Source organism: Natronococcus occultus SP4 (genome assembly GCF_000328685.1).
Classification (GTDB): Archaea; Halobacteriota; Halobacteria; order Halobacteriales; family Natrialbaceae; genus Natronococcus; species Natronococcus occultus.
The window spans coordinates 158279-181813 of sequence record NC_019974.1 but is presented as its reverse complement, the minus strand read 5'-3'; the positions used below and the strand labels follow the sequence as shown (position 1 = coordinate 181813).

General features: G+C 63.7%; 25 protein-coding genes and 1 tRNA gene. 12 read left to right on the top strand and 14 right to left on the bottom strand.

Features of this window, described 5'->3' with window-relative positions; all coding sequences use genetic code 11:
• Positions 1 to 8: 8 nt before the first annotated feature.
• The 3 genes from NATOC_RS00890 to NATOC_RS00880 all read right to left on the bottom strand — a co-directional run bounded on the left by NATOC_RS00890 (position 9) and on the right by NATOC_RS00880 (position 1974).
• On the bottom strand, positions 9 to 893 hold the full coding sequence (locus tag NATOC_RS00890) for an ATP-grasp domain-containing protein (protein WP_015319522.1): 885 nt from the start codon (positions 891 to 893) through the stop codon (positions 9 to 11).
• A 161-nt stretch (positions 894 to 1054) separates the two neighbouring features.
• Positions 1055 to 1585: a 50S ribosomal protein L16 gene (locus NATOC_RS00885; protein WP_015319521.1), complete on the bottom strand. Its 531-nt coding sequence runs from the start codon at positions 1583 to 1585 to the stop codon at positions 1055 to 1057.
• 155 nt (positions 1586 to 1740) lie between these two features.
• The gene (locus NATOC_RS00880; protein ID WP_015319520.1) at positions 1741 to 1974 is read right to left on the bottom strand and encodes a hypothetical protein; all 234 of its coding nucleotides are present in this window, start codon (positions 1972 to 1974) and stop codon (positions 1741 to 1743) included.
• A gap of 431 nt (positions 1975 to 2405) precedes the next feature.
• On the opposite strand from NATOC_RS00880, the gene NATOC_RS00875 reads away from it, so the two are divergent.
• From NATOC_RS00875 to NATOC_RS00865, 3 genes are read left to right on the top strand one after another with little or no spacing between them, the layout of a single operon-like run.
• Complete coding sequence (locus NATOC_RS00875; protein WP_015319519.1) at positions 2406 to 3638, top strand: site-2 protease family protein; 1233 nt, start codon at positions 2406 to 2408, stop codon at positions 3636 to 3638.
• A 60-nt stretch (positions 3639 to 3698) separates the two neighbouring features.
• On the top strand, positions 3699 to 4718 hold the full coding sequence (locus NATOC_RS00870) for an ABC transporter ATP-binding protein (RefSeq protein ID WP_015319518.1): 1020 nt from the start codon (positions 3699 to 3701) through the stop codon (positions 4716 to 4718).
• On the top strand, positions 4718 to 5515 hold the full coding sequence (locus NATOC_RS00865) for an ABC transporter permease (RefSeq protein WP_015319517.1): 798 nt from the start codon (positions 4718 to 4720) through the stop codon (positions 5513 to 5515). Before NATOC_RS00870 ends, NATOC_RS00865 begins: the two co-directional genes overlap by 1 nt.
• A gap of 22 nt (positions 5516 to 5537) precedes the next feature.
• Here the strand turns inward: NATOC_RS00865 and NATOC_RS00860 are convergent, their stop codons facing one another.
• A complete protein-coding gene (locus tag NATOC_RS00860; RefSeq protein ID WP_015319516.1) occupies positions 5538 to 6554 on the bottom strand; it encodes an NADP-dependent oxidoreductase in 1017 nt (338 codons plus the stop codon).
• Between the two features lie 158 nt (positions 6555 to 6712).
• Between NATOC_RS00860 and NATOC_RS00855 the strand changes: the two genes are divergently transcribed.
• Both NATOC_RS00855 and NATOC_RS00850 read left to right on the top strand, forming a co-directional pair.
• On the top strand, positions 6713 to 7414 hold the full coding sequence (locus tag NATOC_RS00855; protein WP_015319515.1) for a carbonic anhydrase: 702 nt from the start codon (positions 6713 to 6715) through the stop codon (positions 7412 to 7414).
• 79 nt (positions 7415 to 7493) lie between these two features.
• On the top strand, positions 7494 to 7712 hold the full coding sequence (locus NATOC_RS00850; protein ID WP_015319514.1) for a hypothetical protein: 219 nt from the start codon (positions 7494 to 7496) through the stop codon (positions 7710 to 7712).
• A 61-nt stretch (positions 7713 to 7773) separates the two neighbouring features.
• Here NATOC_RS00850 and NATOC_RS00845 read toward each other — a convergent pair whose 3' ends face one another.
• The 3 genes from NATOC_RS00845 to NATOC_RS00835 all read right to left on the bottom strand — a co-directional run bounded on the left by NATOC_RS00845 (position 7774) and on the right by NATOC_RS00835 (position 12596).
• Positions 7774 to 10203 (bottom strand): DUF2309 domain-containing protein, encoded by a 2430-nt coding sequence (locus tag NATOC_RS00845; protein ID WP_015319513.1) that lies wholly within the window; start codon positions 10201 to 10203, stop codon positions 7774 to 7776.
• A complete protein-coding gene (locus NATOC_RS00840) occupies positions 10193 to 11695 on the bottom strand; it encodes a proton-conducting transporter transmembrane domain-containing protein (RefSeq protein ID WP_015319512.1) in 1503 nt (500 codons plus the stop codon). Before NATOC_RS00840 ends, NATOC_RS00845 begins: the two co-directional genes overlap by 11 nt.
• 436 nt (positions 11696 to 12131) lie before the next feature.
• The gene (locus tag NATOC_RS00835) at positions 12132 to 12596 is read right to left on the bottom strand and encodes an Lrp/AsnC family transcriptional regulator (protein ID WP_015319511.1); all 465 of its coding nucleotides are present in this window, start codon (positions 12594 to 12596) and stop codon (positions 12132 to 12134) included.
• A 188-nt stretch (positions 12597 to 12784) separates the two neighbouring features.
• On the opposite strand from NATOC_RS00835, the gene NATOC_RS00830 reads away from it, so the two are divergent.
• On the top strand, positions 12785 to 12979 hold the full coding sequence (locus NATOC_RS00830) for a cold-shock protein (RefSeq protein ID WP_015319510.1): 195 nt from the start codon (positions 12785 to 12787) through the stop codon (positions 12977 to 12979).
• Positions 12980 to 13074: 95 nt separating this feature from the next.
• Here NATOC_RS00830 and NATOC_RS00825 read toward each other — a convergent pair whose 3' ends face one another.
• Genes NATOC_RS00825 through NATOC_RS00810 form a run of 4 tightly spaced genes read right to left on the bottom strand, consistent with a single transcriptional unit; the run spans position 13075 to position 16621 of the window.
• Positions 13075 to 13830 carry an ABC transporter permease gene (locus NATOC_RS00825; protein ID WP_015319509.1) on the bottom strand — a complete coding sequence of 252 codons (756 nt, stop codon included), beginning with the start codon at positions 13828 to 13830 and terminating at the stop codon, positions 13075 to 13077.
• Positions 13830 to 14678, bottom strand: a complete 849-nt coding sequence (locus NATOC_RS00820; protein ID WP_015319508.1) for an ABC transporter ATP-binding protein — start codon at positions 14676 to 14678, stop codon at positions 13830 to 13832. Before NATOC_RS00820 ends, NATOC_RS00825 begins: the two co-directional genes overlap by 1 nt.
• An 18-nt stretch (positions 14679 to 14696) precedes the next feature.
• The gene (locus NATOC_RS00815; protein WP_015319507.1) at positions 14697 to 15527 is read right to left on the bottom strand and encodes an ABC transporter permease; all 831 of its coding nucleotides are present in this window, start codon (positions 15525 to 15527) and stop codon (positions 14697 to 14699) included.
• Entirely contained in the window at positions 15524 to 16621 is a 1098-nt protein-coding gene (locus NATOC_RS00810; protein WP_217255552.1) for an ABC transporter substrate-binding protein, read from the bottom strand. Before NATOC_RS00810 ends, NATOC_RS00815 begins: the two co-directional genes overlap by 4 nt.
• A 317-nt stretch (positions 16622 to 16938) precedes the next feature.
• Between NATOC_RS00810 and NATOC_RS00805 the strand changes: the two genes are divergently transcribed.
• The 3 genes from NATOC_RS00805 to NATOC_RS00795 all read left to right on the top strand — a co-directional run bounded on the left by NATOC_RS00805 (position 16939) and on the right by NATOC_RS00795 (position 21025).
• On the top strand, positions 16939 to 17304 hold the full coding sequence (locus NATOC_RS00805) for a cupin domain-containing protein (RefSeq protein WP_015319505.1): 366 nt from the start codon (positions 16939 to 16941) through the stop codon (positions 17302 to 17304).
• Between the two features lie 47 nt (positions 17305 to 17351).
• On the top strand, positions 17352 to 18869 hold the full coding sequence (locus NATOC_RS00800; protein WP_015319504.1) for an NAD(P)H-dependent oxidoreductase: 1518 nt from the start codon (positions 17352 to 17354) through the stop codon (positions 18867 to 18869).
• 89 nt (positions 18870 to 18958) lie between these two features.
• Positions 18959 to 21025, top strand: coding sequence for a DEAD/DEAH box helicase (locus tag NATOC_RS00795; RefSeq protein WP_015319503.1), 2067 nt, complete (start codon positions 18959 to 18961; stop codon positions 21023 to 21025).
• A 50-nt stretch (positions 21026 to 21075) separates the two neighbouring features.
• Here NATOC_RS00795 and NATOC_RS00790 read toward each other — a convergent pair whose 3' ends face one another.
• The gene (locus tag NATOC_RS00790; protein WP_015319502.1) at positions 21076 to 21333 is read right to left on the bottom strand and encodes a pro-sigmaK processing inhibitor BofA family protein; all 258 of its coding nucleotides are present in this window, start codon (positions 21331 to 21333) and stop codon (positions 21076 to 21078) included.
• A gap of 83 nt (positions 21334 to 21416) precedes the next feature.
• On the opposite strand from NATOC_RS00790, the gene NATOC_RS00785 reads away from it, so the two are divergent.
• Positions 21417 to 21489: transfer RNA gene (locus tag NATOC_RS00785), tRNA-Pro, on the top strand.
• A 58-nt stretch (positions 21490 to 21547) separates the two neighbouring features.
• On the opposite strand, the gene NATOC_RS22130 is transcribed toward NATOC_RS00785, so the two are convergent.
• Positions 21548 to 21706 carry a hypothetical protein gene (locus NATOC_RS22130; protein WP_015319501.1) on the bottom strand — a complete coding sequence of 53 codons (159 nt, stop codon included), beginning with the start codon at positions 21704 to 21706 and terminating at the stop codon, positions 21548 to 21550.
• Positions 21707 to 22012: 306 nt separating this feature from the next.
• Between NATOC_RS22130 and NATOC_RS00780 the strand changes: the two genes are divergently transcribed.
• Entirely contained in the window at positions 22013 to 22207 is a 195-nt protein-coding gene (locus NATOC_RS00780) for a cold-shock protein (RefSeq protein ID WP_015319500.1), read from the top strand.
• Positions 22208 to 22367: 160 nt separating this feature from the next.
• Here NATOC_RS00780 and NATOC_RS00775 read toward each other — a convergent pair whose 3' ends face one another.
• The gene (locus tag NATOC_RS00775; RefSeq protein WP_015319499.1) at positions 22368 to 22616 is read right to left on the bottom strand and encodes a hypothetical protein; all 249 of its coding nucleotides are present in this window, start codon (positions 22614 to 22616) and stop codon (positions 22368 to 22370) included.
• 179 nt (positions 22617 to 22795) lie between these two features.
• Between NATOC_RS00775 and NATOC_RS00770 the strand changes: the two genes are divergently transcribed.
• On the top strand, positions 22796 to 23491 hold the full coding sequence (locus NATOC_RS00770; protein WP_015319498.1) for a DUF502 domain-containing protein: 696 nt from the start codon (positions 22796 to 22798) through the stop codon (positions 23489 to 23491).
• The last annotated feature ends 44 nt before the right edge of the window (positions 23492 to 23535 follow it).

The window sequence follows — 23535 nt, the reverse complement described above, 5'->3', positions numbered from 1 at the left end:
TCCGGTCGTTAAACAGTCGTCGTTTCGCTCACATAATCCGAAATTACGCCCGCCAGACGGTCGTAAAACGACGGTTCGTACTTCGTCGCCTCGTCGATAGTCGGCCGGGCGTTCGTTTCGTTGATCACGAGCCGATCCCCCGTCTCGAGGAGGTCGACGCCCAGAAACGGAATGCCGAGGACGTCGGCGACCGATTCGGCCAGTCGACGCCACTCCGCGGGGAGCTCGACCCCCCGCGCCACTGCGCCGCGGTGGACGTTGTGTTTCCACTGGCCCTCCCGGACCGCCTCGTCGGGGAGTCGGCGTTCGACGGCACCGACGTACTCCCCGTCGACGACCATCACCCGGTAGTCGGTCGCCTCGGGGAGATACTCCTGAACCAGAAAGGAGCGATCCCCCGTCGCCCGGTAGTCGTGGACGAGGGAGAGGTAGTCACAGATCCCCAGAAACGAATCGAGGTCGTGGGCCTTCGCGACCCCGACACCCCGGGTCGTCGAGTTGGGTTTCACTACGACCGGGGGATCGAAGCGATCGAAGACGTCGATCAGTTCGTCCTCGGCGACGTCGTTCGAGACGTATGCCGACGTTGGGACCGGCAGCTCGGCTCGTTCGAGTCGGGCGATCACCTCGGCCTTGTTCCGCGAGGTAAGCACCGCTTCGCGGTCGTTGAGCCACGGCACGTCGAGGATTGCGTCAGCCACGCCGCCTTCCATCAGCCGACCGGGATGGACGAATCCCACATCGTACTCCCCGGCCGACCACGGCGCGTCGGTGCCAAGCGGGACGATCCGTTCACTTACGGGGATGTGACGGGCACGGATACCGCGCTCGGCGAGTGGCTTTCGCATCCGTTCGAACGTCTCCTCGGCGTTTGCAACCGCGAGATCGATCATACCAGAGCTCGAACGCAGCGAGACAAAAAGCTGCTCGAGACGGCGGGTAGGGCGACTCGCGGGAGCAGCGACGAGAGACCGCCGTCCCTCTGTGTCGGCGGCGATCCGCAAAACGGCACCGCGGCTCACGGCACGACGCGAGCGCAGAGAAAACGGGCGGGTTACGAGATCAGCTTCTCTTCGCCCTTCTCGACGACGACGCGACACGGCGGCGAGATCTTGTTGTACGCGCGGCGGAACGCTTCCTTGGCGTGGTCGGCGTCGTCGACGTCACACCAGACCGTGAAGATGCGCTCGCCGGCGTCGATCCGTGCGGCGGTACCGACGATCTTCCCGAACGACTGGCGCATCCCGTCGGAAACACGGTCCGCACCCGCACCCGTCGCCTGCTTGTTCTCTCGGATAACGTGGTGGGGGAACTTCCGGAGGATCATCTTGTAGTTGTTCTCGCCGGCGTTTTTGAGCATGTGGCGGTTGGCCGACAGACGCGAGGCCTCGAGACTCCCGTGGCGGATCTGAACCTCCTCCTCGGTGACGAGGCTGATCTGGACGGGGTAGTCCTCGGGACCGGCACTGACATTGCCCATCTTGTGCTGTGCGATCTTCGATCCGGGGATTCCAGTAATGTACTCGCGGCGGGTGTACGCCGGCTTACTGATCTCCCGGTACATTGAGGCGGGTTTGTCCGACATGGTTGTAGTTACTTACGAAAAGGGAAGCCTACCGTGGGGATAAAGCCTTCGAACCGCTACGTCCGGAGTCGACTACCGGTGTCGCCGAGGCAAGCGGCGCGAATCGTTTCAGTTGGGACTATCCAGTCGGGAGACAGCGCGGCAAAACTCGTCACTCAGTTACAGATGACGTACTCGGTGCCGGTCTTCTCGACGAGGTCCTCACCGGTGAGACAGTTCAGAACCGAGAGGACGTCGATCTTTTTCATCGCGAGAATCTCGTTCAGATCCGTCGCCGTCGCACCGCCGCTGGCCTCGAGGTAGAGGTAAACGAGCTTGGCCTGCGAGGAGGCGATTTCGTCGGGAAGCGGATCGAGCTGGGTCGTGGTGGAAAGTTGTTGTTCCATCATCGTACTACGAGCCACACCGACTATCTATATAAGTCTATGGTGCATGCGAGCAATATTGTGGAAACAGTATAATGGACCTAATACTATTCTTATTCTTTCTATTGTCCAGCTAAGACGAACCTAGGTAACAGGATAGAGTCTTTTGCCACCTCTCTGCCACTAATATCGACCGAACTATGAATTACGGCGATCGCTTACCACCGGTAAATATTCCTCGGATATCGTTTCTTTCGTTCAACTCGCTGAAAGCCACGGTTCAATAACGAGCGGGCTATCGAGACGTGATCCCAATCGACAGTCCGTATAAGGATAGTAATACTTCGCAACACAACATGTTTGTCACGGGTCGAGACTACGGCGGGAGCGCGCGACGCTGATCGGCATCCGCTGTCGGCGGCGTGTTTAAGGGTCTGCCACCGGAATCTCTCCCCATGCTGAGGAGCTTTCGGATCGGGTCCCTGTTCGGGATTCCGATCAAACTCGATCTGACGTTCTTACTGGTGTTGCCGTTGTTCGCGTATCTCATCGGCATCCAGATCGGAGAGGTTACGGGTATTCTGAACATCGCTCTCGACGCCGGGATCGAGACGGCCGCTGTTACCGACGGCTTCACCCCCTGGATACTCGGTTTCGTCGCCGCAGTCGGACTGTTCGTCGGAGTCGTGCTTCACGAACTCGGCCACTCGCTGACCGCCCAGCGGTACGGCTTCCCCATCGACTCGATCACGCTCTGGCTGTTCGGCGGGATCGCCGCGCTCTCGGAGATGCCCGAGGACTGGCGCCAGGAGTTCAACATCGCCATCGCCGGGCCGATCGTCTCCGTGCTCGTCGGCGTCGGGTCGTACGTGCTGTTCGTCCTCACGCCCGAGGCCTTCGGCGAGGCTCGGTTCGTCCTTGGCTATCTCGCCGTGCTCAACGTCGCACTCGCCATTTTCAATATGATTCCCGCGTTCCCGATGGACGGGGGTCGCATTCTGCGTGCGTTGCTCGCTCGCGGGCGCTCCTACGCACAGGCGACCCAGCAGGCCGCAAGCATCGGCAAGATGTTCGCGATCGCGATGGGACTGTTCGGACTGGTCGCCTTCAACATTATTCTCATCGGCGTCGCCTTCTTCGTCTACATCGCCGCCTCGAGCGAGGCCCAGCAGGTGACAATGAAAGCCGCCTTCCAGGACGTGACGGTCCAGGATATCATGACGCCGGCGGGCGATCTCCACACCGTCGAGCCGGATACGTCGGTCGCGGACCTGATCCAGCGAATGTTCACCGAGCGCCACACCGGTTACCCGGTCGTCGAAACCGACGCCTTCGGCGGCGAACGGCTCGTGGGACTCGTCACGTTGTCGGACGCCCGCGACATCAACCCCGTCGAGCGCGACGCCTACACCGTTGCCGACGTAATGACCACCGATCTGAAGACGATCGAGCCGAGTTCGGACGCGATGAGCGCGATCGAGCGGATGCGCGAAAACAACATCGGACGGCTCCTCGTCGTCGAGAGCCAGAACGAGTGGGGTTCCGAGGACGCAGTCGGCGAGCCAGCCTCGCGAACGAACGGCGACCTGGTCGGGCTGATCTCGCGGTCCGACGTGATGACGGCCTTCGATATCGTGCAAAAGAGCGGCACCGTCGATCCCTCGAACCAGCCCCGAGCGGGCGACTGATCGGGACCTCGGGAACCGGATCCAACATTCTTAACCGCGGGCATAGCCGAGGGCTCACCGATGCCACCGGCCATCGAGACGACGGATCTCGTGAAGGAGTACGGCGACTTGCGCGCGCTCCAGGAGCTCTCGCTCACCGTTGAGGAGGGCGAGTTCTTCGGGCTGCTCGGTCCGAACGGGGCCGGGAAGACGACGTTTATCAATACGCTGGTCGGTCTCGTCCGAAAGACCGGCGGCGAGGCGCGGGTCTTCGGCCACGACGTTGAGGACGACTACCGACAGGCCCGAAACGCGATCGGGCTGGCTCCCCAGGAGTTCAACGTCGATCGTTTCTTCCCCATCCGCGAGGTCCTGATGCACAAGGCCGGTTACCACGGGATTCCGGAAGACGAGGCCGGAAAGCGGGCCGACGAGGTACTCAAGCGGGTCGGAATCTACGACAAGCGAAACGAGCGCTTCGACTGGCTCTCCGGGGGGATGAAGCGTCGACTGCTGCTCGCGCGGGCGCTCGTGACCGACCCCGACCTCCTGATTCTCGACGAGCCGACCGCCGGCGTCGACGTCCAGCTGCGCCACGACCTCTGGGAGCTGGTGACCGAACTCAACGAGGAGGGAACGACGATACTGCTGACGACCCACTACATCGAGGAGGCCGAACGCCTCTGTGACCGCGTCGCGATCATGAACGAGGGCCACAAGGTGACCGTCGCCACCCCTGACGAGCTCAAGACCCGGGGGACGGACACGATCTCGGTTCGGCTCGAGGACGCACCGTCGGTCACGCCCTCGGTCGGCGGCTACGCCCACGAGGCGACTCTCGAGGACGGCCGCCTCGAGGTCCGAGTCGACGACGGCGGCTCGACCGCACCGCGGCTGTTGAACGACCTCGAGGCCGCAGGCCACGAGATCGCCGACCTCGAGATCACTCGGACCTCTCTCGAGGAGATCTTCGTCGACCTGACGCGACAGGACGATCGGACGACGACCCGATCCGACGCGCCGACCAACGAGGGGGCAACGGAGGACGAGACGGCCGAGGACGACGGGACGCCGACGCGGGAGCAGGAGGGGGTCGCCTGATGCTGTCGGTCGGCTTTCGTGCGCTCTTTCGACGGGAACTCCTCCGGTTCATCCGCCGACCCAAGAACACGTTCATGCCGCCGGCGATCACGAACGTGCTGTACTTCGCCGTCTTCGGGATCATCCTGGGCGGCCGCATCGACGAACCCGTCGCGGGGATCGGCTACATCCTCTTTCTCGTTCCGGGGCTGGTCGTCCTCGGGACGATCTCGAACGCCTTCGAGAACGCCTCGTTCTCGATCTTCCACGGGCGCTGGAACGAGTACATCCACGAGACGCTGACCTCGCCGCTTTCCTACGCCGAGATGGTCGTCGCCTACGTCGGCGCCAGCGCCGTCCGCGGGCTGATCGTCGGGGTCATCATCGCCGTCGTCGGCCGGCTGTTCGTTCCGATCTCGATCGAGAACGGCATCTTTCTGGTGGCGACGATGGTCGTGATCGCCGCGCTGTTTGCCGCCTTCGGAATCATCGGCGGGCTCGTCGCGCGGGACTTCGACGACCTCACCGTGATGAACCAGTTCATCCTGCGGCCGCTGGTGTTCTTCGGGGCCGTCTTCTACTCGCTGACAATGCTGCCGGCGACCTGGCAGACCGTCTCCCTGCTGAACCCGATGGTGTACATGGTCGACAGCGTCCGGTACGGATTGCTCGGCTACTCGGACATGCTGGAGATCGCGCCGGCAGCCTACGCCGAACTCGCCCCGTACGCGTCGCTGGGCGTGCTCACGCTCCTTACCGTCGGGGTCATCGCGCTCGACGTCTACCTCTTCAAGATCGGCTACGGACTGACCGACTGAGCCGCGACGGCCGACCGTTCGCTCAGTCGTTCCGATCCGCGACTTGTACTAGCTGTTTGCCGACGTTCTCGCCCTCGAACAGCCCCATGAACGCGTCGGGCGCGTTCTCGAACCCCTCGACGGCGTGTTGGCGGTAGCGCAGTTCGTCGTCGGCGATGAACGTCGAGAGCCGTTCGAGCGCCTCGCTCCGTCGGTCCTCGTAGTCCCGGACCAGCAGTCCCTCCACGCGTGCACGAGACTCGATTAGCTTGGCGAGCTTTCGCGGCCCCGTCGGGATCTCGGTCGCATTATAGAGGGCGATCTGTCCGCAGACGGCGACGCGGGAACGGACGTTCAGCAGGGGCCAGACCGCGTCGGTGATCGGCCCGCCGACGTTGTCGAAGTAGACGTCGACGCCGTCCGGACAGGCCTCGGCCACCGCGCCGGGCAGGTCGTCGGTCGTCCGGTAGTTGATCGCGGCGTCGAACCCGAGCTCGTCGGTCAGCCAGTCGATCTTCTCGTCGCTACCGGCCGTGCCGACGACGCGGGCGCCGCTCAGTCGAGCGAGCTGCCCCGCAACCGATCCCACGGCACCGGCTGCCGCCGAGACGACGACCGTGTCGCCCGGCTTCGGCTCGGCGACGTCGGTCATCCCGAAGTACGCCGTCACGCCGGGCATCCCGAGGACGCCGAGCGCCGTCGAGATCGGACCCCGATCGGGATCGACGCGACGCAGCTCCTCGCCGTCCGCGACCGCGTGCTCGGCCCAGGGAAGCTCGCCCGTCACGACGTCGCCGGACTCGAAGCCGTCGTCGTTGGATTCGATCACTTCGCCGACGACGCCCGCCCGCATCGGCTCGCCGACGTCCCACGGCTCCGCGTAGGAGTCGGCGTCGCGCATCCGCCCGCGCATGTATGGGTCGACCGACTGGTACAGCGTCCGAACGAGCACCTCGCCGTCTCCGGGAGTGGGTCGCGCGACGGTCACGAGTTCGAAGTTCTCGCGGGTCGGTTCGCCGGACGGGCGGCTCGCCAGTCGCCACTGCCTGGTCTCTGCCATACCGACCCCATGTACACGCCGAAAAGTGAAGGTCCGCTTCCCGGCAGCCCGCTCGTCCGCAAGACTGGCTTCGGCGTCGGCCGAACGGTCGCGGACCGACGCTCACAGACCTCGAGACCGCATCAAACCTTTTTGACCCTGTCCGTGTGAGTTGTGCTATGGGATCGACTCGGAAGTTCCTTGAGGAGCTGCTCGCCGGCAACCAGCGCCACGTCGAGTCGCTCCCGGAGAATTACTTCGCCGAGGTCCAGACGGACCAGCATCCCGATACTGTCGCGATCTGCTGTTCCGACTCACGGGTGCCACAGGAGCACATGTGGGGGTTCGACCATCCGGGAGTGATCTTTACGCCGAGCAACATCGGTAACCAGGTCTGGGATGACGACGACGGCGATCGGATCGTCGACGGCGGAGTGCTTTACCCGATTCACCACACGGACACCGATGTCGCCGTCGTCGTTGGCCACACCGGCTGTGGGGCCATCACCGCCGCGTACCAGGTCGCGACCGGCGGCGACTTTCCCGGACCGAAAGGCGTCGATAAGTGGGTCGAGATGCTGGTACCGGTCATCGAGGAGGGTCTCGAGAGCGACCTGATCGACCGCGAGATGAACGAGTCGACGGTGATCAACCAGCTCGTCGAGTACAACGTCGACTACCAGGCAGGGTTTCTCCGGGAGTCCGACGACGTTCCCGATGACGTCGGCGTCTACGGCTTCGTCTACGACTTCCAAGGCGTCTACGGCAACGCGTACGGACGGGCGTATCTGGTCAACGTCAACGGCGAGACCGACTCCGGACGGATCACCGAGTTGATCCCCGACGAGTTCGCGACGTCGACCCAGAGTTTGCTGTACTGATTCGACGGATCAGCCCGACGGTCCGCCCACGAACCCCGAGGTCGGTACTGTTTTGCCACTTGTGGTGAAACGATCGGTCATGCGGGCATATCTCGAGTCCGACATCGGCTTCTACTACACCGTGGGGGCCTTCACGACCGCAGTCTTCGTCGTCGCCCTAGCGGCACTCGCCGTAATCACACCGGCCGGCATCGGTACCCGGGAACTCGGCGGCCTCGTGGTCGGCTTCGCGCTGTTCATGATAGTGTACTTCGTCTCCGTGACGGTACACCAGCTCGAGGACCTAGAAGAGCTGTGAACTCGCGGGTGAACCGACGAGACGTTCCGCGCTCCGCTCGATGCGGGCCAGTTTCGTTGGGTCAGTCCGAACTTGCGGGTGCGCTGGCCTGCTGTGGGGTCGGTTCTGGCGCCGGGCGTTCCCACTCGAGGCCCCCCTGATAGTGGAAGACCCGGTTGTCCTGGGTAGGATCGATGACGGTCAGGTTGGCGATCCAGCCGTTTGCCACCAGCCGTTCGACGTTCTCGTGTTCGCGGAGAATCTCGGTGACGCGCTCGACTGGCGCGTGGATCACCGCGGTCAGGCGGAGCGGCTGGTGGTAGGGCTCGTCGTCGGCGGCCTTCAGCGACTGTAGCGGGAGGCCGGTCATCAGATCGCCGCCGTTGCCCTGGACGACGCCGACGTTACCAACCGGGTTTTGCGTGACCTTCGAGCCGCTGCCGTAGACGTCGTTGTCGACGGTCGCAAAGTAGTATTGGTTGTTGATCCATTGTGTCACGACGAGCGGTCCCGCCATGATCAACTCGAGTGCGTCACCGTCGGGGTCGGTCGACCAGTCGTAGGAGTGAAGGAACGCGCGGCCATCGAGGTCCTCGTCGTCGGTCAGTCCGCGAGGGCCAATGACGAACGAGGCGTTGCCGGCCAGACCCCACTCGGGTCGGGTTTCGCCCCAGTCGACCGCGCGGCGTGCCGTCTCGCGGATGGGATCGCTGGGGTCGGCGTTCGTCAGCGATTCGCTGCGCTCGGCGGCTGCAGCGCGACGTGCTTGCTCGAGGTCGTCGCGCAACTCCTCTATGTCCTCGTGGTGGCTCTCGGGAACGTCGCCGTCGAAGAGGGTGATCTCGTCGGTCGTCGTGTTGTGTTCGGCCCCGACGAACACCGTGTCCTCCGGGATCGAGAAGTCGCGCTGGCGGAGCTCGGCTTTGACGCTTTCGTCGTTGCAGATCTTTGCGAGTATACGCGCGTTCGGGCCGCCGGGGTTGCCGGCACAGGCCCCACAGTCGAGGCTCGAGTCGAACGGGTTGTTCGTCGTGTGACTCGCGTGACCTGCGAAGACGACCAGGCGAGAAAACTCCGTCCAGCCCATGAGTTCGAAGGCAGTCTGTGCGTACTCGACTTTCTCGTCGTCGCTCATCCGCGGGTACTCGAGCGTGGGAGAACAGAACTCGTGGGTGCTCGGGACGCGCTCGTCGACGGCGGTATCGAGTTTGTAGAGGGCCGACGGGGCGAGCGTCCGTGCCACCATCACCGACCCGTAGGCGCCGCCGCCTCCTTCGACGAACGGGAAGGCGGCGACGGCGTTGGTCTTGAGACGCTTGAAGTGTTTCCGAGTCGCGCTCACCAGCCCGTGCCACTGGTCGTGGGTCGTCGTCTTTTCACCGCGGTCGGTCTCGGGTTCGTCGGCGATCAGGTGTTGTGGCTCGACGATCGGCGGGCAGGCGTCGGCGACGACCTCCGAATCGTGTTCCTTGTACTGCATCGGGATGCCGAAAAACCCTGCGTAGCCGTGAGTCTCGTAACTGCCCTGTGCTTCGATGTGGCGGCGGATGATCTCCGAGCGCGTGTCGATACAGAAGACGAGCTGTGCGTCCGGGCGCTCGTCGTCGCCGTGGGACGACTCGGTGACGGAGTCGTCGACGTCTTCGAGGAGACGACGACGATAGCTCTGCTCCCAGGCCGACAGCCAGATCTCCTCGAGGGGGGCGTCCTCGTCGGCGGTTGCAGCGGGATCGTCGCCGCTCGCATCGGCGGGCTCGATCGGGGCATCCAGCAGGTCACAAAGCGCCAGCCGCACGGCCAGGTATTCGGACAGCGTGATCGGGTACTCCGACTGCCACGGATCCGAATCGTCCTCGGTGCGTTGCTTGATGAACCCCGTCCAGCCGGGCAGCGCGGCGAGGTGGAACTCGAGAACGTCATCCCAGCGCGGGTCGGGGAGTTCGCCGAGTGCGTCCTCCAGCACCGCCATCGCCGTCTCGGGGAGGTCATCGGGATCGTCGCAGCCGGGCACGTCGCCGTCATGGGGAGCGAGTTCGCGCCAAGCGGCGTAGAATCCCTCCTCGCGGTTGGGCATCGACCAGTTCGCGTGGTCCTGGTCGAGAAACGCGGCGAGCCACTTTGCGAGCACGCGGTCGACGGTTTCCGTTGCGTCGTCGGTCTCGTTGCCCCGCTCTGTTTCGCGCTCGGCCAACGTCTCGAGGTGCGTCTCGGGATCGTCGTCGAGTTCGTGGGCGGCGAGTTCTGCGCGCAGTATTTCGGGATCGATCCGACCGTCCTCCCAGGCCCGACGAAAGATTTCGGGACGCGGGTAGCCGCGGCCGCCGAACAGCCGCTCGCCTTCGGCGACGGCTTCGTGAAACGGCCGGTCTTCGAACCCCGAGAGCGGGTTCGCGGTGACGAAGGAGTGGAGCGGCCAGACCGAGCCGATTCGGTCGGCGACACGGTCGATACTTTTGACGATGCGGTCCTGGGTCGCGGTTCGAGTCTGGGTTTGAGTTTCCTTAGGCGTCATCGTAGTCCTCCTTGCTGGTGAGCACGGTAGAGGGGGCCGGTTGCGAGACGTTCAGTAAGGCAACGTAGAGCCGCTCGCTGGAGCGGTGCCAGCCAAGCTCCGTCGCGAGATAGGCGCCGACGAAGCCGGCGACGACGAGGTAGTGAACGACGGTTAGTTCGGTTGGCGCGTAGGTCATCGGGACGTCCGCTGCGAGCATCGTCGAAACGGCGTTGAATGTCACCGCGTATGCGCTGATTGCGGTCAGCACGACCAGCGGGACGCTAACGAGCCTGATCGACGACGGGAGCGTCGTCCGGTGGAGAATATCCCGTGCGGCGGTGAGCGTCGTCAGCACCACGACGAGGGTCAACACGATACCGCTGTTGAGAGTCACGCTCAGTCCCGACAGCTTTCCGGTGAGCAGCATGAAGATCACGCCGCCGCCGACGGCCGTGAGGAGGCTGACCGCGACGCCGGAAAAGCCTAGATGGGTGCGGTCCTTGTCCGTTGGAACCGTGTGCTCGACGGGAGCTCCGGACGAGAGGAAGAGATAGGCCTTGTAGCAGCCGTGCAAGATGAGGTGGGCGATCGCAGCCCCGAAGAAACCGAGGCCACACTGCATAATCATAAAGCCCATCTGCGCGATCGTCGAACTGCCAAGTTCGCGTTTCACGTCGGTCTGGACGAGCAGCATGGCCTGTCCCAGAAGGGCACTGAACGCACCGACGAGGACGACGACTGACATGACGTACAGGTACTCGCCGACCAGCGGAGCGAACCTGGTCAGCAGGATGCCGCCCGCGTTGACGAAACCGGCGTGCATCAGCGCGGAGGCCGGCGTTGGCGCGGTCATCGACGATAGCAGCCAGCCGTGAAACGGGAACAGTGCCGACTGGACGATCGCTGCGAGGAAGATAGCGGCGACGGCGACGATCACAACGGTCGTCGAAATCCCGTCGATGTCGGCGACAATGCCCGAAACGGAGGTAGCGCCCGTCGCCCAGACGAGAGCGACGAGCCCGGTCGAAAGCAGCGCGCTGCTGGCGAGAAAGTACTTGACGGCAAGCACGCCAGCAGCGCGGGCCTGTTTCCAGTCGCGGTCGTGACCGATCAGTGATGCCATCAACAGACCCATCGCTAGCCACATCGTCGCGAACAGCGCGACGTGATCCGCCGCGGTCAGCGTCATGACCACGACCGTGAAGGCCAGTATCTGGCCGAAAAATCGGTCAACGCCGCTGTCGCCGGTCATGTACCGGCGCGAGTAGCTGTGGACGATCCCACTGAAGAAGGTGACCACGACCCACATGACCGCGGTCAACCCGTCGATGACGACGAGGTCGGGGTGCCCCCATTCGTACCCACGCAGGGCGGTCAATACGAGAACGCCAACGCTACACAGAAAGAGCGTCCAGACCGCCCAGGTCGACGCTCGCGGAATCGTGGGGGTCCGTTGGGTCGTCGTTTCGGCGAGTGTTCCAGCATCGGATGGTCGCGTGTCCTTAGACATTCTTCGATGTATCCTCCGACCAGCTCGGACATCCCGAACACCGCACCACGATCACAGGCAATACTTACCGGGCCGGTCGTATTCAGAGTTATTTTGAACATGGTGGTTATTATAACCACTGGTTCGAACAAATTGTTCGTGTCAACGGGACCCACAGATCGGTCCGGTCATCTGGGGAGTCTCGCTTCTGGGGCCGCTCGCCGAGAAAGGTCGAACGGGATCGGCGGCACCGTCCGCACGAGCCACCCGCATCTGGCTACCGATACGAGTTGACCCTGTATAATTCATCCGATCACGAACGACCTGTCCGGATAGGCGGTCCGAATCGAACGATTCGCCACAACCGTCCGTACGCTAACACGGTCGGATGCAAAACGAACGCGCCGATACCGCTTCGGAGAGTGAGGAAAGACCGCTGTTCACGGCACAAAGAACGTCACTCCCCGGAAAGCTCGTCGAACGAGGTCGATTCGTGACTGCGGACGAGTACCTCGTCCGTGATCGTTAAGCCGATGTCCGCCAGTTCCTGTGCGACCGGCGTGATGTCCCGATCGGTCTCCCCGACGGCCGTGACGAGGAGGTTCTCCTCGCCAGTGACGAGTTCCTGGACCGAGATGACCGCCGGAATGGCGAGTATCTCTTCGATGTAGTCCCCCCGATCGGGGATCGGAGCCGTACAAAACAACAGCATCCGGATCGGGTAGCCGGACTTCGTGTAGTCGATGTCGGCGCTGTATCCCTTGATTATCCCCTCCGCTTCCAGGCGCTGAATTCGCTTTCGGACCGTACTTGAGGAAGCGTCGGTACGCTCGGCCATCTCGCTTGAGGAGAGGTTTCGGGCTTCTTTTTGAAGCGCATACAAGATCTCCCGGTCGGTCGCGTCGAGATCGTACTCGGTCATACGTAGCGTTTTCCGCGGGAAATATAAGGGACTTCGGCCATCAGAACTCCCGAGACACTGATGGAAATGACGAAGCGGCAAAGCGTCCGGTAGCCGCGTTGCTGTCGTCCGATGAGCGTGCGAGCGGAACGCACGATGGGCTACGAGTCGCAGGGTTTATACGTCCCGCACTCTTCTGTTCAGAAGCAATGGCGAAAGGAACCGTTGATTTCTTCAACGACACTGGCGGCTACGGATTCATCGAGACTGAGGACGCGGACGAGGACGTCTTCTTCCACATGGAAGACATCGGCGGCCCGGACCTCGAAGAAGGTCAGGAACTCGAGTTCGAGATCGAGCAGGCCCCCAAGGGCCCGCGCGCAACGAACGTCGAGCGCCTGTAAGGCGGATTCGTAACGGTATCGGCTCTTGACTGCAGTATTTTACGTACTTTTGAGCGACAGCGCCGTCGACCTCGCCGGTCGAAAGCGTCGACGGCTCAGTTCGGCCGTGGCTCGGTCCACCCGATCTGCCAGTCGCCGAGGAGCCGAACCAGCGCAGAGGAAATCGCTCCGAGGAGGCCGATCGTGATGACCCCGACGATGATCGTGGGGTACGAGCCACTCGTGTAGGCCGACCAGGTCAGGAATCCGAGCCCGGTGCCGCCGGCGACCATCTCGGCGGCGATGAGGTTGACCCACGCGAGCCCCATCCCGACGATCATGCCGGCGTGAATCGCGGGCAACGCGCCGGGAAAAATGACGTGACGGAACGTCTGGTAGGAGTTCGCCCCGAGCGACTGGGCGGCGCGTGGATACTCAACCTCGACGCCGCGTGCCCCCTGGATCGTGTTTAACAGGATCGGGAAGAACGCCCCGAGGAACGTGATGAACATGATCGAGAGTTCGGCCGCCGGCAACACGAGGATTGTAAAGGGGATCCACGCGATCGGCGGAATCGGTCGCAGCATCTCGAGTGCGGGGAACGTGAGATCGGCGAAGATCGTGTACCGTCCGATCAGCAGCCCCAGCGGGACCGCGACCGCCGCCGCGACGACGAACGAGGCGAGCACGCGGATCGTGCTCCGTATCGTCGAGATCCAGAAGTCGTCCCGGTACAGCTCGGCCACGTACGCGTCGGCTACCTCGACGGGGGTCGGCAGTCCGGCGATCAGCCCGAACCGGCTGGCGACGAACCAGAGCACCGGCACCGCGAGGATCGACCCCAGCCGGACGAGTCGGCGCCGCGACTCCATCAGGCACCGTCCTCCTGTTCGAGCGCGCGCTCGGCCTCCTCGCGGATGACCGAGAGCGCCCGTTCGCGCAGTTCGGTGAACCGGTCAGTGGTGACGACCTCGGGATCGCGCGGCCGGTCGATATCGACGTCGATAACGTCTTTGATCTGCCCCGGACGGGCGGTCATTATCGCAACGCGGTCAGCCAGCAGGATCGCTTCCTCGACGTCGTGGGTGATGAACAACACCGTGCGGTTGTCGCGTTCCCACACCTCGAGGAGCTTTTTCTGCATGATCTCTTTCGTCAGCGCGTCGAGCGCACTGAACGGCTCGTCCATCAGCATGATCGCGGGATCGTTCGCCAGCAGGCGGGCGAGTTCGGCTCGCTGTTGCATCCCGCCGGAGAGCTCCGAGGGGTAGGCGTCCTCGAAGCCGTCGAGACCCATCTCGTCGAGTATCGACTCCGCGCGTCCCTCTTCGACGCCCTCGTGCATCCGCGGGCCGAACTCGACGTTCTCCTTGATCGTCTTCCAGGGAAACAGCCGGTTCTCCTGGAAGACCACGCCGCGTTTCGGATCCGGGTTCGTGACTGGCGTGCCGTCGACGACGACCTCGCCTTCGGTGGGCTCGAGGTAGCCGGCGATACACTCGAGGACGGTACTCTTTCCGCAGCCGGACGGGCCGAGTAACGCGACGAACTCCTCGGCCGCCACGTCGAGGTCCATGTCTTCGACGGCGACGACGTGTTCGCCCTCGGGATCGTACGTCTTGTTCAGGTTATCGAGCGAAATCGCGCCGGTCTTGCCCGTCGTATCGGGAGTCGGTTCGGCGGTCGGGGAATCGTCGGTGGGTGCGTCGTGTTTGCTCATAGTTGGGTGAAACGGTCGTCAGTTGGTCTCCTGCCAGCGGGTGAGGTAGTGGCCGGTCCGGTGGACCGCCGCAGCCGAGATGTACCCCAGGAAGCCGATCGCGATCATGCCGACCGCGATGACCTCGGTCTGGAGCAGCCGGTAGGCCTGGAAGATGATGTAGCCGATGCCGACGCCGCCGGCGATCATCTCGGCAGCGACGACCGTAATCCACGCCAGCCCGACGCCCAGCGAGACCCCAGTGATGATCGACGGCAGCGTCGCGGGGACGATAACGTGTCGGAAGATGTCGCGTGACCCGGCACCCAGGCTCGCTGCCGCCTGGACGTACTCCGCCTCGACGGTCTTGACGCCCTCGATGGTGTTGACGAGGATCGGGAAGAACGCGCCGACGAACACCACGAAGATCACGCCGCTGCGGAACGTCGGCAACAGGAGCAGCGCGATCGGGACCCAGGCGACCGGCGGAACGGGTCGGAACACCTCGAGCGCCGGGAACAGCGCGTCCTCCCAGCGGCGGCTCGTCCCGATCGTCAGTCCGAGCGGGATAGCAACGAGCACCGCGATGGTAACCGCGACGAGGACGCGAAACGCCGAGAACGCCGCGTGTTCGTAGATCGTCTCTCCGCCTTCGGTCATCGCCGTGCCCGAAAGTGCCTCGAGCAGTGCCGCGAGCGTCGTCTCCGGGCCGACGAACGTGTCGAATCCGAGCACGCCGAAGCGGACCAGCGCCGACCAGAGGCCGAGAAACAGGACGATCGACAGCAGCTGCCGAACGCGCTTGGTGAGTATCGGAACGGTGCCTCCCTCGAACCGCCGCTGAATCCGTTCGATCGTGGTCGTACTCATCGTTCGGCCCCCCGAAGCGGATCCCAGTCGGCGTCGTCCTCGAGTTCGTCGACGGCGGTCCGGAGGGGGTCGGTCCGGTACCGTTCCTCCGGCGGCACGTGCGAGATGACCTCCTGGTCCTCGTAGAGAAACTCCGGGGCCTCCCGCTTCATCAGCTCCTCGGCCTCGTCGACCGCCTCGAAGTCGGTGTAAAACAGCATCCGTTCGACGTCCGGGCTGGCGTCCGGCGTCTCGTACAGCGTCGCGCGCAGCGTCTCGCGCTCGTAATCTCGCAGCTGGCCTTCCTCCTGGACGAGATCCAGCGTCCGCTCGGGATCGTTCGCCATGATGTGTTTCGCCTCGAGTTCGGCTTTCATCCAGCCGACCGCGGCCTCCGGGTGCTCCGCGACCAGCGAGTCGAGCATCAGGATACCGGCGGCGTCGTGCATACCGTAGTCGGCACCCGAGAAGAGAAACTCCGCCGCGTCGGCCTGTACGACCGAGCGCGACACCGTAGGTTCGAAGCCGGCCCCGGCATCGAGGTTTCCTTCCCGGATGTTCGTTGCGATCGTCTCCATCCCCATGTCGGAGATCTCGATGTCGATCCCCTCTTCCTGGACCGCCTCGAGGAGGAACCGGTGGGTACAGGTTCCGGTCGTAACCCCGACCTCGCGGCCGTCGAGGTCCTGTGCGTCCTCGATTCCGCTGTCCTTGGCGACGAAGCCGAGGTTACACTGCTGTCCTTCGGAGAAGCCGGCGATTCCGACCATGTCGATCGGCGTCTCCTCGTTCGCGATCGCCGTGATCGTCGGCATGTCGCCCGTGTAGCCGATATCGTTCTGTTCCGAGATCATCTTGTTCCCGATCACGGCACCCTGCAGGGCGACTTCCCAGCTCGCGACCGAATACTCCTCGGGAAGGTGTTTCTCGGCGAGGTCGGCGTGTCGAATCACGAGCGCCGACCAGGATTCGGTGTAAAACGGTTGATAGCCGACGATGAACGACTGATCGTCGAATCCTGCGAGCGCACCGCCGAGGATTTCGCTCTCGGCGCAGCCGGCGAGTGCGCTCGCGCCGAGTACGCTGGAAGTCTGGAGTAACCGCCGTCTGCTCACCCCCCTTCCGTCGTTCGTCTCTCCCGTTCGGCCGTCTGTCTCTCGACGTTTCGAATTCATGGATCACTCCGGTTTTTCGCGGGATATCTCGTTCTGGATTCGATCGGCCCTGTCACACCGCTATCAATCATTATAGATAGTTACTAAGAAGCCGTCGGCCTGCACACGCAGCCCGGCTAGAGCTATCGGGTGTTACACGGCGTGACAACACGATCCGATCGCCGCCGTCCCCGACGCCGAGCGCGGACGAGCGTCGGCGCCCGATTCCGATCGTGGAGACCCGGACGATTTTGTACGTGCGACGCCGACCCGTGGGTATGTCCGAACCACTGCTCCGTCGCAGCGACGAGATCGAGTACGAGTCCGTCGATGCCGCCGACGGCCTCGAAAAGGGCGTCCTGATCGACGAGAGCGACGGCGCGCCGAACTTCGCAATTCGTCGATTCGTTCTCGAAGCCGGTGCCACAGTCCCCGAACACACGAACGCGGTCGAACACGAGCAGTACGTCCTCGAGGGCGAGTACACGGTCGGCATCGGAGACGAGGAACACGAGGTCGAAGCCGGCGACTCGCTGTTGCTCCCCGCAGGAACCGTCCACTGGTACCGCAACGAGGGCGACGAGGACGGGGCCTTCCTCTGTGCGGTCCCCAACGGCGACGACGAGATCGAACTCGTCGAGTAGCGGTCGAGCACTTCTATACCGACGACGCCCGAACCCTCGGGACAGGTGTGAACGTACTACTCATCCTGGGACATCCGCGGACGGACAGTTACTGTGCCGCGTTAGCCGAGGCCTACCGGAACGGCGCCAGCGAGGCCGGCGTCGACGTGCGCGAACTCGCCGTCGCCGATCTCGAGTTCGACCCCGACGTCCACGCCGACTGTCCGAGCGACCAGCCCCTCGAGCCGGATCTGCAAGCGGCCGAGCGCGAGATCGAGTGGGCCGACCACCTCGTCTTCGTCTACCCGAACTGGTGGGGGACGATGCCCGCCCGACTCAAGGGGTTTTTCGACCGGGTGTTCAGACCCGGCTTCGCCTTCTCGTTTTACGAGGAGGGCGAGGGCGCCGGCAAAGAGGAGCTGCTCAACGACAAGACCGCCGAGTTGCTCGTTACGATGGACGTGCCACCGCGGATCTACCGGTGGCTCCTCCGCCAACCCGGAAACCACGCGCTCAAGCGCGCGACCCTGGGGTACGCCGGGGTCCGGACCACGCGGGTGACGAACTTGGGGCCGATCGAGGACTCCGACCTCGAGCAACGCGAGGCGTGGCTCGAGGAGGCACGGGAGCTGGGCCGACGCCTCGAGACCGGTCCCGACTCGCAGCTGGGACGGGTGACGCGGACGGCGACGAGCTGGCTGCGGGCGCTGCGCCTGCAGTTCTACCCGATGGCCTGGATCGCCTACACCGTCGGCGCGCTGGCGGCGGCCGGCTCGGACGTGTTCGCGACGGGCGCCTACTGGCTGGGGCTTGCGTTTCTGTTCGTCCTCGAGGCCGCGACGGTGTTGAGCAACGAGTACGCTGATTACGAGACCGACCGCGAGAACACCTTCGCGGGCCCGTTCACCGGCGGCTCACGTGTCCTGGTCGACGGCGAGCTCTCCTTCGAGCAGCTACGGGCCGGGATCGGCGCCTTTCTCACGGCGGCCGCCGTCCTCGGCGGAGCAACGCTATTCGTCGGAGCGGGCTCGACGGCAGCGACGGCCGGCACGATGGGGGTGTTGACGGTGCTGGCGCTTGGCTACACGCTCCCGCCACCGAAACTTGCCTACCGAACGCTGGGTGAGCTCGACGTCGCCATCACTCACAGCGTCGGCGTTCTCCTGCTTGGATTCGTCGTCCTCGGTGGTTCGTGGCACGATCCGCTCCCGTGGCTGCTAGGGGTACCTTTCCTGCTGTCGGTGCTTCCCGCGATCACACTGGCCGGCGTCCCGGACGTCGACGCCGATCGGAGCGCGGACAAACGAACGATCGCCGTCCGGTTCGGCGTCGACGGCGCCGCGATGGTGGCCGCGGCGACGGCCGTCCTCGCCGCGGTGTTGGGCACGCTCTTCCAGCTGTTCGACATCGTTCCCGGCTACAGACCCGCGATCTACCTCGCGCTCGTCCACGCGCTGGGACTGGTCTGGCTGCTCCGCGAGCGCCTCGAGGCCGAGGCGGGCGCCCAGCGGATCGACCTGCTGCTGATCGCCTCGCTGAGCTACATCGCCTGGTTCGGCGTCGTCCCGCTGGTCGGCCTGCTCTGAAACCGATCCAGCGCCGCTCCGGAACGGAACGACGATCGATCGAAAGCGAGTCCGAACCGCTCAAGTACGCCAACCGAGTACACTGTACCGTGTCGCAGCAGGTCCAGGACGTCGAGACGATCTTCTGTCACCAGACGGGCGACGACTACCTCGTCGTCGTCCAGCGGGACGGTACCCGACTGTTTCGGGCGAAACTCGCACTCTCCGAGACCGCGGCTGGCCCCCGGCCCGCCAAGTTCCGGTTGAAGCAGGGTTCGAGCGAAGAACCGCGCCAGCCCGACGAGTTCGTCGAACTCGCCCGTCGAGCGAAGCGTATCCGTATCTCCGAGCAGACCGCCGCCGAGAAACGCCGCGAGCTCACCGAGATGCTGTCGGGCTACCAGCTCGAGGACAAGGCCAAGGCCGTCCGGACCTGCCGCTACTGTGCCTCCGCGGGGCGGTACTCGCCGGTGACGACCGAAACCGCCGTCAAGGACGACGCGGACTGGATCTGTCGGGACTGCGCCCGCCAGGAACTCGAGCGTCAGCTCTCCTACTCGGGAGGTGGCTCCGTCACCGGCGCCGCGAAGGAACGGCTCGAGGAGCTGATGCTCGAGGTTCAGGATCTGGACCGGATCGTCAACCTGCTGCAGGGCCAGCTCGATCCCGACCTCACCCAGTTCGACACGATCTCGGCGACGACCGACGAGGTCGACCCCGTCCGGCTCGATTCGCTGAACCTGCATCCCGGACTCCAGGGACTGCTCGAGGACCGATTCGAGACCCTGCTGCCGGTCCAGAGCCTCTCGGTCGAGAACGGCCTCTTCGACGGCGACGACCAGCTCGTCGTTTCGGCGACCGCGACAGGGAAAACGCTGGTCGGCGAGATGGCCGGCCTCAACCGCGTGCTCAACGGAAAAGGAAAGATGCTGTTTCTGGTTCCTCTCGTGGCGCTGGCCAACCAGAAACACGAGGACTTCGAGGACGAGTACGGCCATCTCGTCGACGTCTCCCTCAGAGTGGGAGCGAGCCGGATCACCGACGATGGCAACCGGTTCGATCCCAACGCCGACGTCATCGTCGGCACCTACGAGGGGATCGACCACGCACTGCGGACGGGCAAGGACCTCGGCGACATCGGCACCGTCGTCATCGACGAGGTCCACACCCTGAAAGAAGAGGAACGGGGCCACCGACTCGACGGCCTCATCTCGCGGCTCAAACACACCACCGAGCAGCGGGCCACCCGGCGGGACGACTACGGAGGCGCCCAGTGGATCTACCTCTCGGCGACGGTCGGCAACACCGAACAGCTCGCCGACGTCCTCGAATCAAAACTCATCGAGTTCGAGGAGCGACCCGTTCCGATCGAGCGCCACGTCACCTTCGCCGACGGTCAGGAGAAGGTCCGCATCGAGAACAAGCTCGTCAAACGCGAGTTCGACACCGAGTCCTCGAAGGGGTATCGCGGACAGACGATCATCTTCACGAACTCCCGCAGGCGGTGTCACGAGATCTCGCGGAAACTCGAGTACTCGGCGGCGCCGTACCACGCCGGGCTCGACTACGGTCGTCGCAAGCAGGTCGAACGCCAGTTCGGCGACCAGGAGCTCTCCGCGGTCGTAACGACCGCCGCCCTCGCGGCGGGGGTCGACTTCCCGGCCTCGCAGGTGATCTTCGACTCGCTGGCGATGGGGATCGAGTGGCTCTCGGTCCAGGAGTTCCACCAGATGCTCGGCCGCGCGGGTCGGCCGGACTACCACGACGAGGGGAAGGTGTACGTGCTGGTCGAACCCGACTGCACCTACCACAACTCCATGGAGATGACCGAGGACGAGGTCGCGTTTAAACTCCTGAAAGGGGAGATGGAGTCGGTGATGACCCACTACGACGAGGACGCCGCCGTCGAGGAGACGCTGGCGAACATCGTGGTCGGCGGCAAGGCCGCCAAAGGTCTCAACGACCGGATGCTCGGGGAGGTCCCGACTAAACACGCGATCGGCAAACTCCTCGAGTACGGCTTTATCGACGGCTTCGAACCGACGCCGCTCGGCGAGGTCGTCACCCGACACTTCCTCTCGCCCGGCGAGGCGTTCGCGCTCGTCGACGGGATCCGCAAGGAGGCCCACCCCTACGATCTGATCGCCGACATCGAGCTTCGGGACGAAGAACTGTAGTGCCCTTTTCGGAACGCAGTACGAGCGAAAGCGAGCGATCGAAACGGCAGTCAGGGGACGAAGGCGACGCCGAACAGCGAGAGCAACAACACCAGCAGCGAACCCGGCAGTCCGCCGAGGGCGACGATCAGGAGCGCGATCGGCGTGATCGCAACGGAGACGCCGAAGACTGCCTGGGCGAGAAACAACACGAGTAGTCCGACGACCGCGTTGACGATGAAGGGACGAACGGTCTGGATGATCGTCGTGGCGCCGAGGACGGCGACGAGGACGATCACCAGGAGGAGAATCTCGAGTCCTGTAACCATACCCGGGCGTAGCGAGCGAAGCGGGGAAAACCGTTCGGTCCGGAACGAAACGCTTTAAGCGGTTCGCCCAGAAAGGATGATACGGGATCGTGGGTTAGCTTGGTATACTTCGGGCCTTGGGTGCCCGTGACCCCGGTTCAAATCCGGGCGATCCCATACTTCTGCTGCGAGCAACTCCACGAGCGCCAGAGATATCACTCGTCGACCACCGTCGTTACGCCTCGGAACCGAGTCCCTCGGCCTCCCATTCGGAGACGAGCCGACTGGCTAGCTCGCGAGGCCTGTGCTCGTAGACGAGGTAAGGTTCGATGGAGTCCTGTGTGTCGATCGTCTCATTGCACACCTGACAGAACACCGGCGATCGGGAAGTCATAAGTATGGTACGGTACAGCAGAGCAAAAGCACTCGCCGAAACGCAGCGACAACGAGACGGACGGCGGACGGGTCCGTTTCCGACCCGCCGGCTCGTTCGAGTCCGTCACGGCCCGGGCGGAGAACTGTGGGTCCCTCGCTCGTCTCGGTTAGGGGCGACAGGTCGGGTGGCTTTACCATGAATAACCGACCCTTCGATCACATATTTCCCGAATCTCCGATAACTATAGACATTCGTCCTCAGGATTCGGGGTTGGGAACACAAATGCCAACCCTTATCCGTACAGCGGGGCACTGTTTGGTTGTAATGGCAAACGGTAAGGTTGACTTCTTCAACGACACTGGCGGCTACGGTTTCATCGACACTGAGGACGCGGACGAGGACGTTTTCTTCCACATGGAGGACGTCGGCGGCGAGGACCTGACTGAGGGTACCGAGATCGAGTTCGACATCGAGCAGGCCCCCAAGGGTCCGCGCGCAACGAACGTCGAGCGCGTCTAACAAGGCGATAGTCGGTCGCCGAACGGCGATCATATCGACTTCTACACCGATCGTACGATCACGTACGATCGACGTATTTTCACCGACACAGTGACGACATCGCTGTAGCGTTGCCGATCACTACCGACTGTCGAGAGAGATCTCGTCCGGTCACGGACGGTCAGAGGGTGTGTCTGTACCCGCATTCCGGACAGTAGATGACTCCGGATTTCGCAAGCGTGTAGCTCCGGTGACACCGAGTACACGGACAGCCGAGCGAGGTTCCGTTCTCTCTGGCCAGCGCGGCGACCGTCCGTTCGAGCTGGCGCTGGCGATCCTCGATCGTCTCGAGACGTTTTGTCGCCGCCTCGAGGTGGTCGATCACCGTCTGTTGGTCGGCGGGTTTCGAGCGAGAGGGTCGTGGTATCATGCGGTCTGTACGCACCCGACGGAGATAAGCACGCCGAGGCGACCGCCGATCGAAACAGGCTCGGAACGACCGCTCGAGACGACTGTGCTGCGACTCGGGTCGACGGGATCGACCGCCTGGAGTGTGAAGGCGCAAGCGCAACCCGAACGCTTTCTACCGACTGTTCGACAACTGATCGTATGGATGCGGTCTCGGAGCAGCCGAAACGGTGGCTCGTCAACGGAATTATTCTGACGATCCCGCTCGTCGTGACGCTGCTCGTACTGCTGGTCGTGATCGATTTCGTCCTCGGAATCCTCTCGCCGATCGTCGCCGGCGTGCAGTACGTCTGGCCGAACGAACCGCCTCGGATCGTCATTCAGCTGACGACCCTGGCGTCGCTGATCGGATTCTTTCTGGTGATCGGGTTCGCCGCCGAACACACGCCCGGAAAGCGCGTCTCGGAACGGGTCCACGCGACGATAGAAACGATTCCAGGCGTGAGCGTCCTCTACGAGAGCGTCCGGCGGGCCAGTGACATCCTCGTCAACGACGAGACCGACCAGTTCAAGGAGGTGAAACTCGTCGAGTTCCCTCACGACGACGCGTATATGTTCGGATTTCTGACCGCGGACACCCCAGTGACGATCGAACGGACCGTCGACGGCGACGAGATGATGACGCTCATGGTTCCGCTCGGCCCGAACCCGACGACCAACGGGTACGTCATGCACGTTCCCACCGAAAACGTCTACGACGTCGACGTCACCGTCGAGGAAGCCGTTCGCTCGATCGCGACGCTCGGCGTCGCGGTCGACGAACTCGGCAAAGAGGGACCCGACGACGCGAACAAAGAGGCCGTCGAGAACGCCCCGTTCGATCCGCGCCGGGAGTGAGCGCCACGACCGATCGGCGATCGCCCACGATCAGTTTCGCTCCG

Bases quoted from the DNA above. Each gene is read 5' to 3' on its own strand.
- NATOC_RS00890 (WP_015319522.1), bottom strand. From the start codon at position 893: ATGATCGATCTCGCGGTTGCAAACGCCGAGGAGACGTTCGAACGGATG.
- NATOC_RS00885 (WP_015319521.1), bottom strand. From the start codon at position 1,585: ATGTCGGACAAACCCGCCTCAATGTACCGGGAGATCAGTAAGCCGGCG.
- NATOC_RS00880 (WP_015319520.1), bottom strand. From the start codon at position 1,974: ATGATGGAACAACAACTTTCCACCACGACCCAGCTCGATCCGCTTCCC.
- NATOC_RS00875 (WP_015319519.1), top strand. From the start codon at position 2,406: ATGCTGAGGAGCTTTCGGATCGGGTCCCTGTTCGGGATTCCGATCAAA.
- NATOC_RS00870 (WP_015319518.1), top strand. From the start codon at position 3,699: ATGCCACCGGCCATCGAGACGACGGATCTCGTGAAGGAGTACGGCGAC.
- NATOC_RS00865 (WP_015319517.1), top strand. From the start codon at position 4,718: ATGCTGTCGGTCGGCTTTCGTGCGCTCTTTCGACGGGAACTCCTCCGG.
- NATOC_RS00860 (WP_015319516.1), bottom strand. From the start codon at position 6,554: ATGGCAGAGACCAGGCAGTGGCGACTGGCGAGCCGCCCGTCCGGCGAA.
- NATOC_RS00855 (WP_015319515.1), top strand. From the start codon at position 6,713: ATGGGATCGACTCGGAAGTTCCTTGAGGAGCTGCTCGCCGGCAACCAG.
- NATOC_RS00850 (WP_015319514.1), top strand. From the start codon at position 7,494: ATGCGGGCATATCTCGAGTCCGACATCGGCTTCTACTACACCGTGGGG.
- NATOC_RS00845 (WP_015319513.1), bottom strand. From the start codon at position 10,203: ATGACGCCTAAGGAAACTCAAACCCAGACTCGAACCGCGACCCAGGAC.
- NATOC_RS00840 (WP_015319512.1), bottom strand. From the start codon at position 11,695: ATGTCTAAGGACACGCGACCATCCGATGCTGGAACACTCGCCGAAACG.
- NATOC_RS00835 (WP_015319511.1), bottom strand. From the start codon at position 12,596: ATGACCGAGTACGATCTCGACGCGACCGACCGGGAGATCTTGTATGCG.
- NATOC_RS00830 (WP_015319510.1), top strand. From the start codon at position 12,785: ATGGCGAAAGGAACCGTTGATTTCTTCAACGACACTGGCGGCTACGGA.
- NATOC_RS00825 (WP_015319509.1), bottom strand. From the start codon at position 13,830: ATGGAGTCGCGGCGCCGACTCGTCCGGCTGGGGTCGATCCTCGCGGTG.
- NATOC_RS00820 (WP_015319508.1), bottom strand. From the start codon at position 14,678: ATGAGCAAACACGACGCACCCACCGACGATTCCCCGACCGCCGAACCG.
- NATOC_RS00815 (WP_015319507.1), bottom strand. From the start codon at position 15,527: ATGAGTACGACCACGATCGAACGGATTCAGCGGCGGTTCGAGGGAGGC.
- NATOC_RS00805 (WP_015319505.1), top strand. From the start codon at position 16,939: ATGTCCGAACCACTGCTCCGTCGCAGCGACGAGATCGAGTACGAGTCC.
- NATOC_RS00790 (WP_015319502.1), bottom strand. From the start codon at position 21,333: ATGGTTACAGGACTCGAGATTCTCCTCCTGGTGATCGTCCTCGTCGCC.
- NATOC_RS22130 (WP_015319501.1), bottom strand. From the start codon at position 21,706: ATGACTTCCCGATCGCCGGTGTTCTGTCAGGTGTGCAATGAGACGATC.
- NATOC_RS00780 (WP_015319500.1), top strand. From the start codon at position 22,013: ATGGCAAACGGTAAGGTTGACTTCTTCAACGACACTGGCGGCTACGGT.
- NATOC_RS00775 (WP_015319499.1), bottom strand. From the start codon at position 22,616: ATGATACCACGACCCTCTCGCTCGAAACCCGCCGACCAACAGACGGTG.
- NATOC_RS00770 (WP_015319498.1), top strand. From the start codon at position 22,796: ATGGATGCGGTCTCGGAGCAGCCGAAACGGTGGCTCGTCAACGGAATT.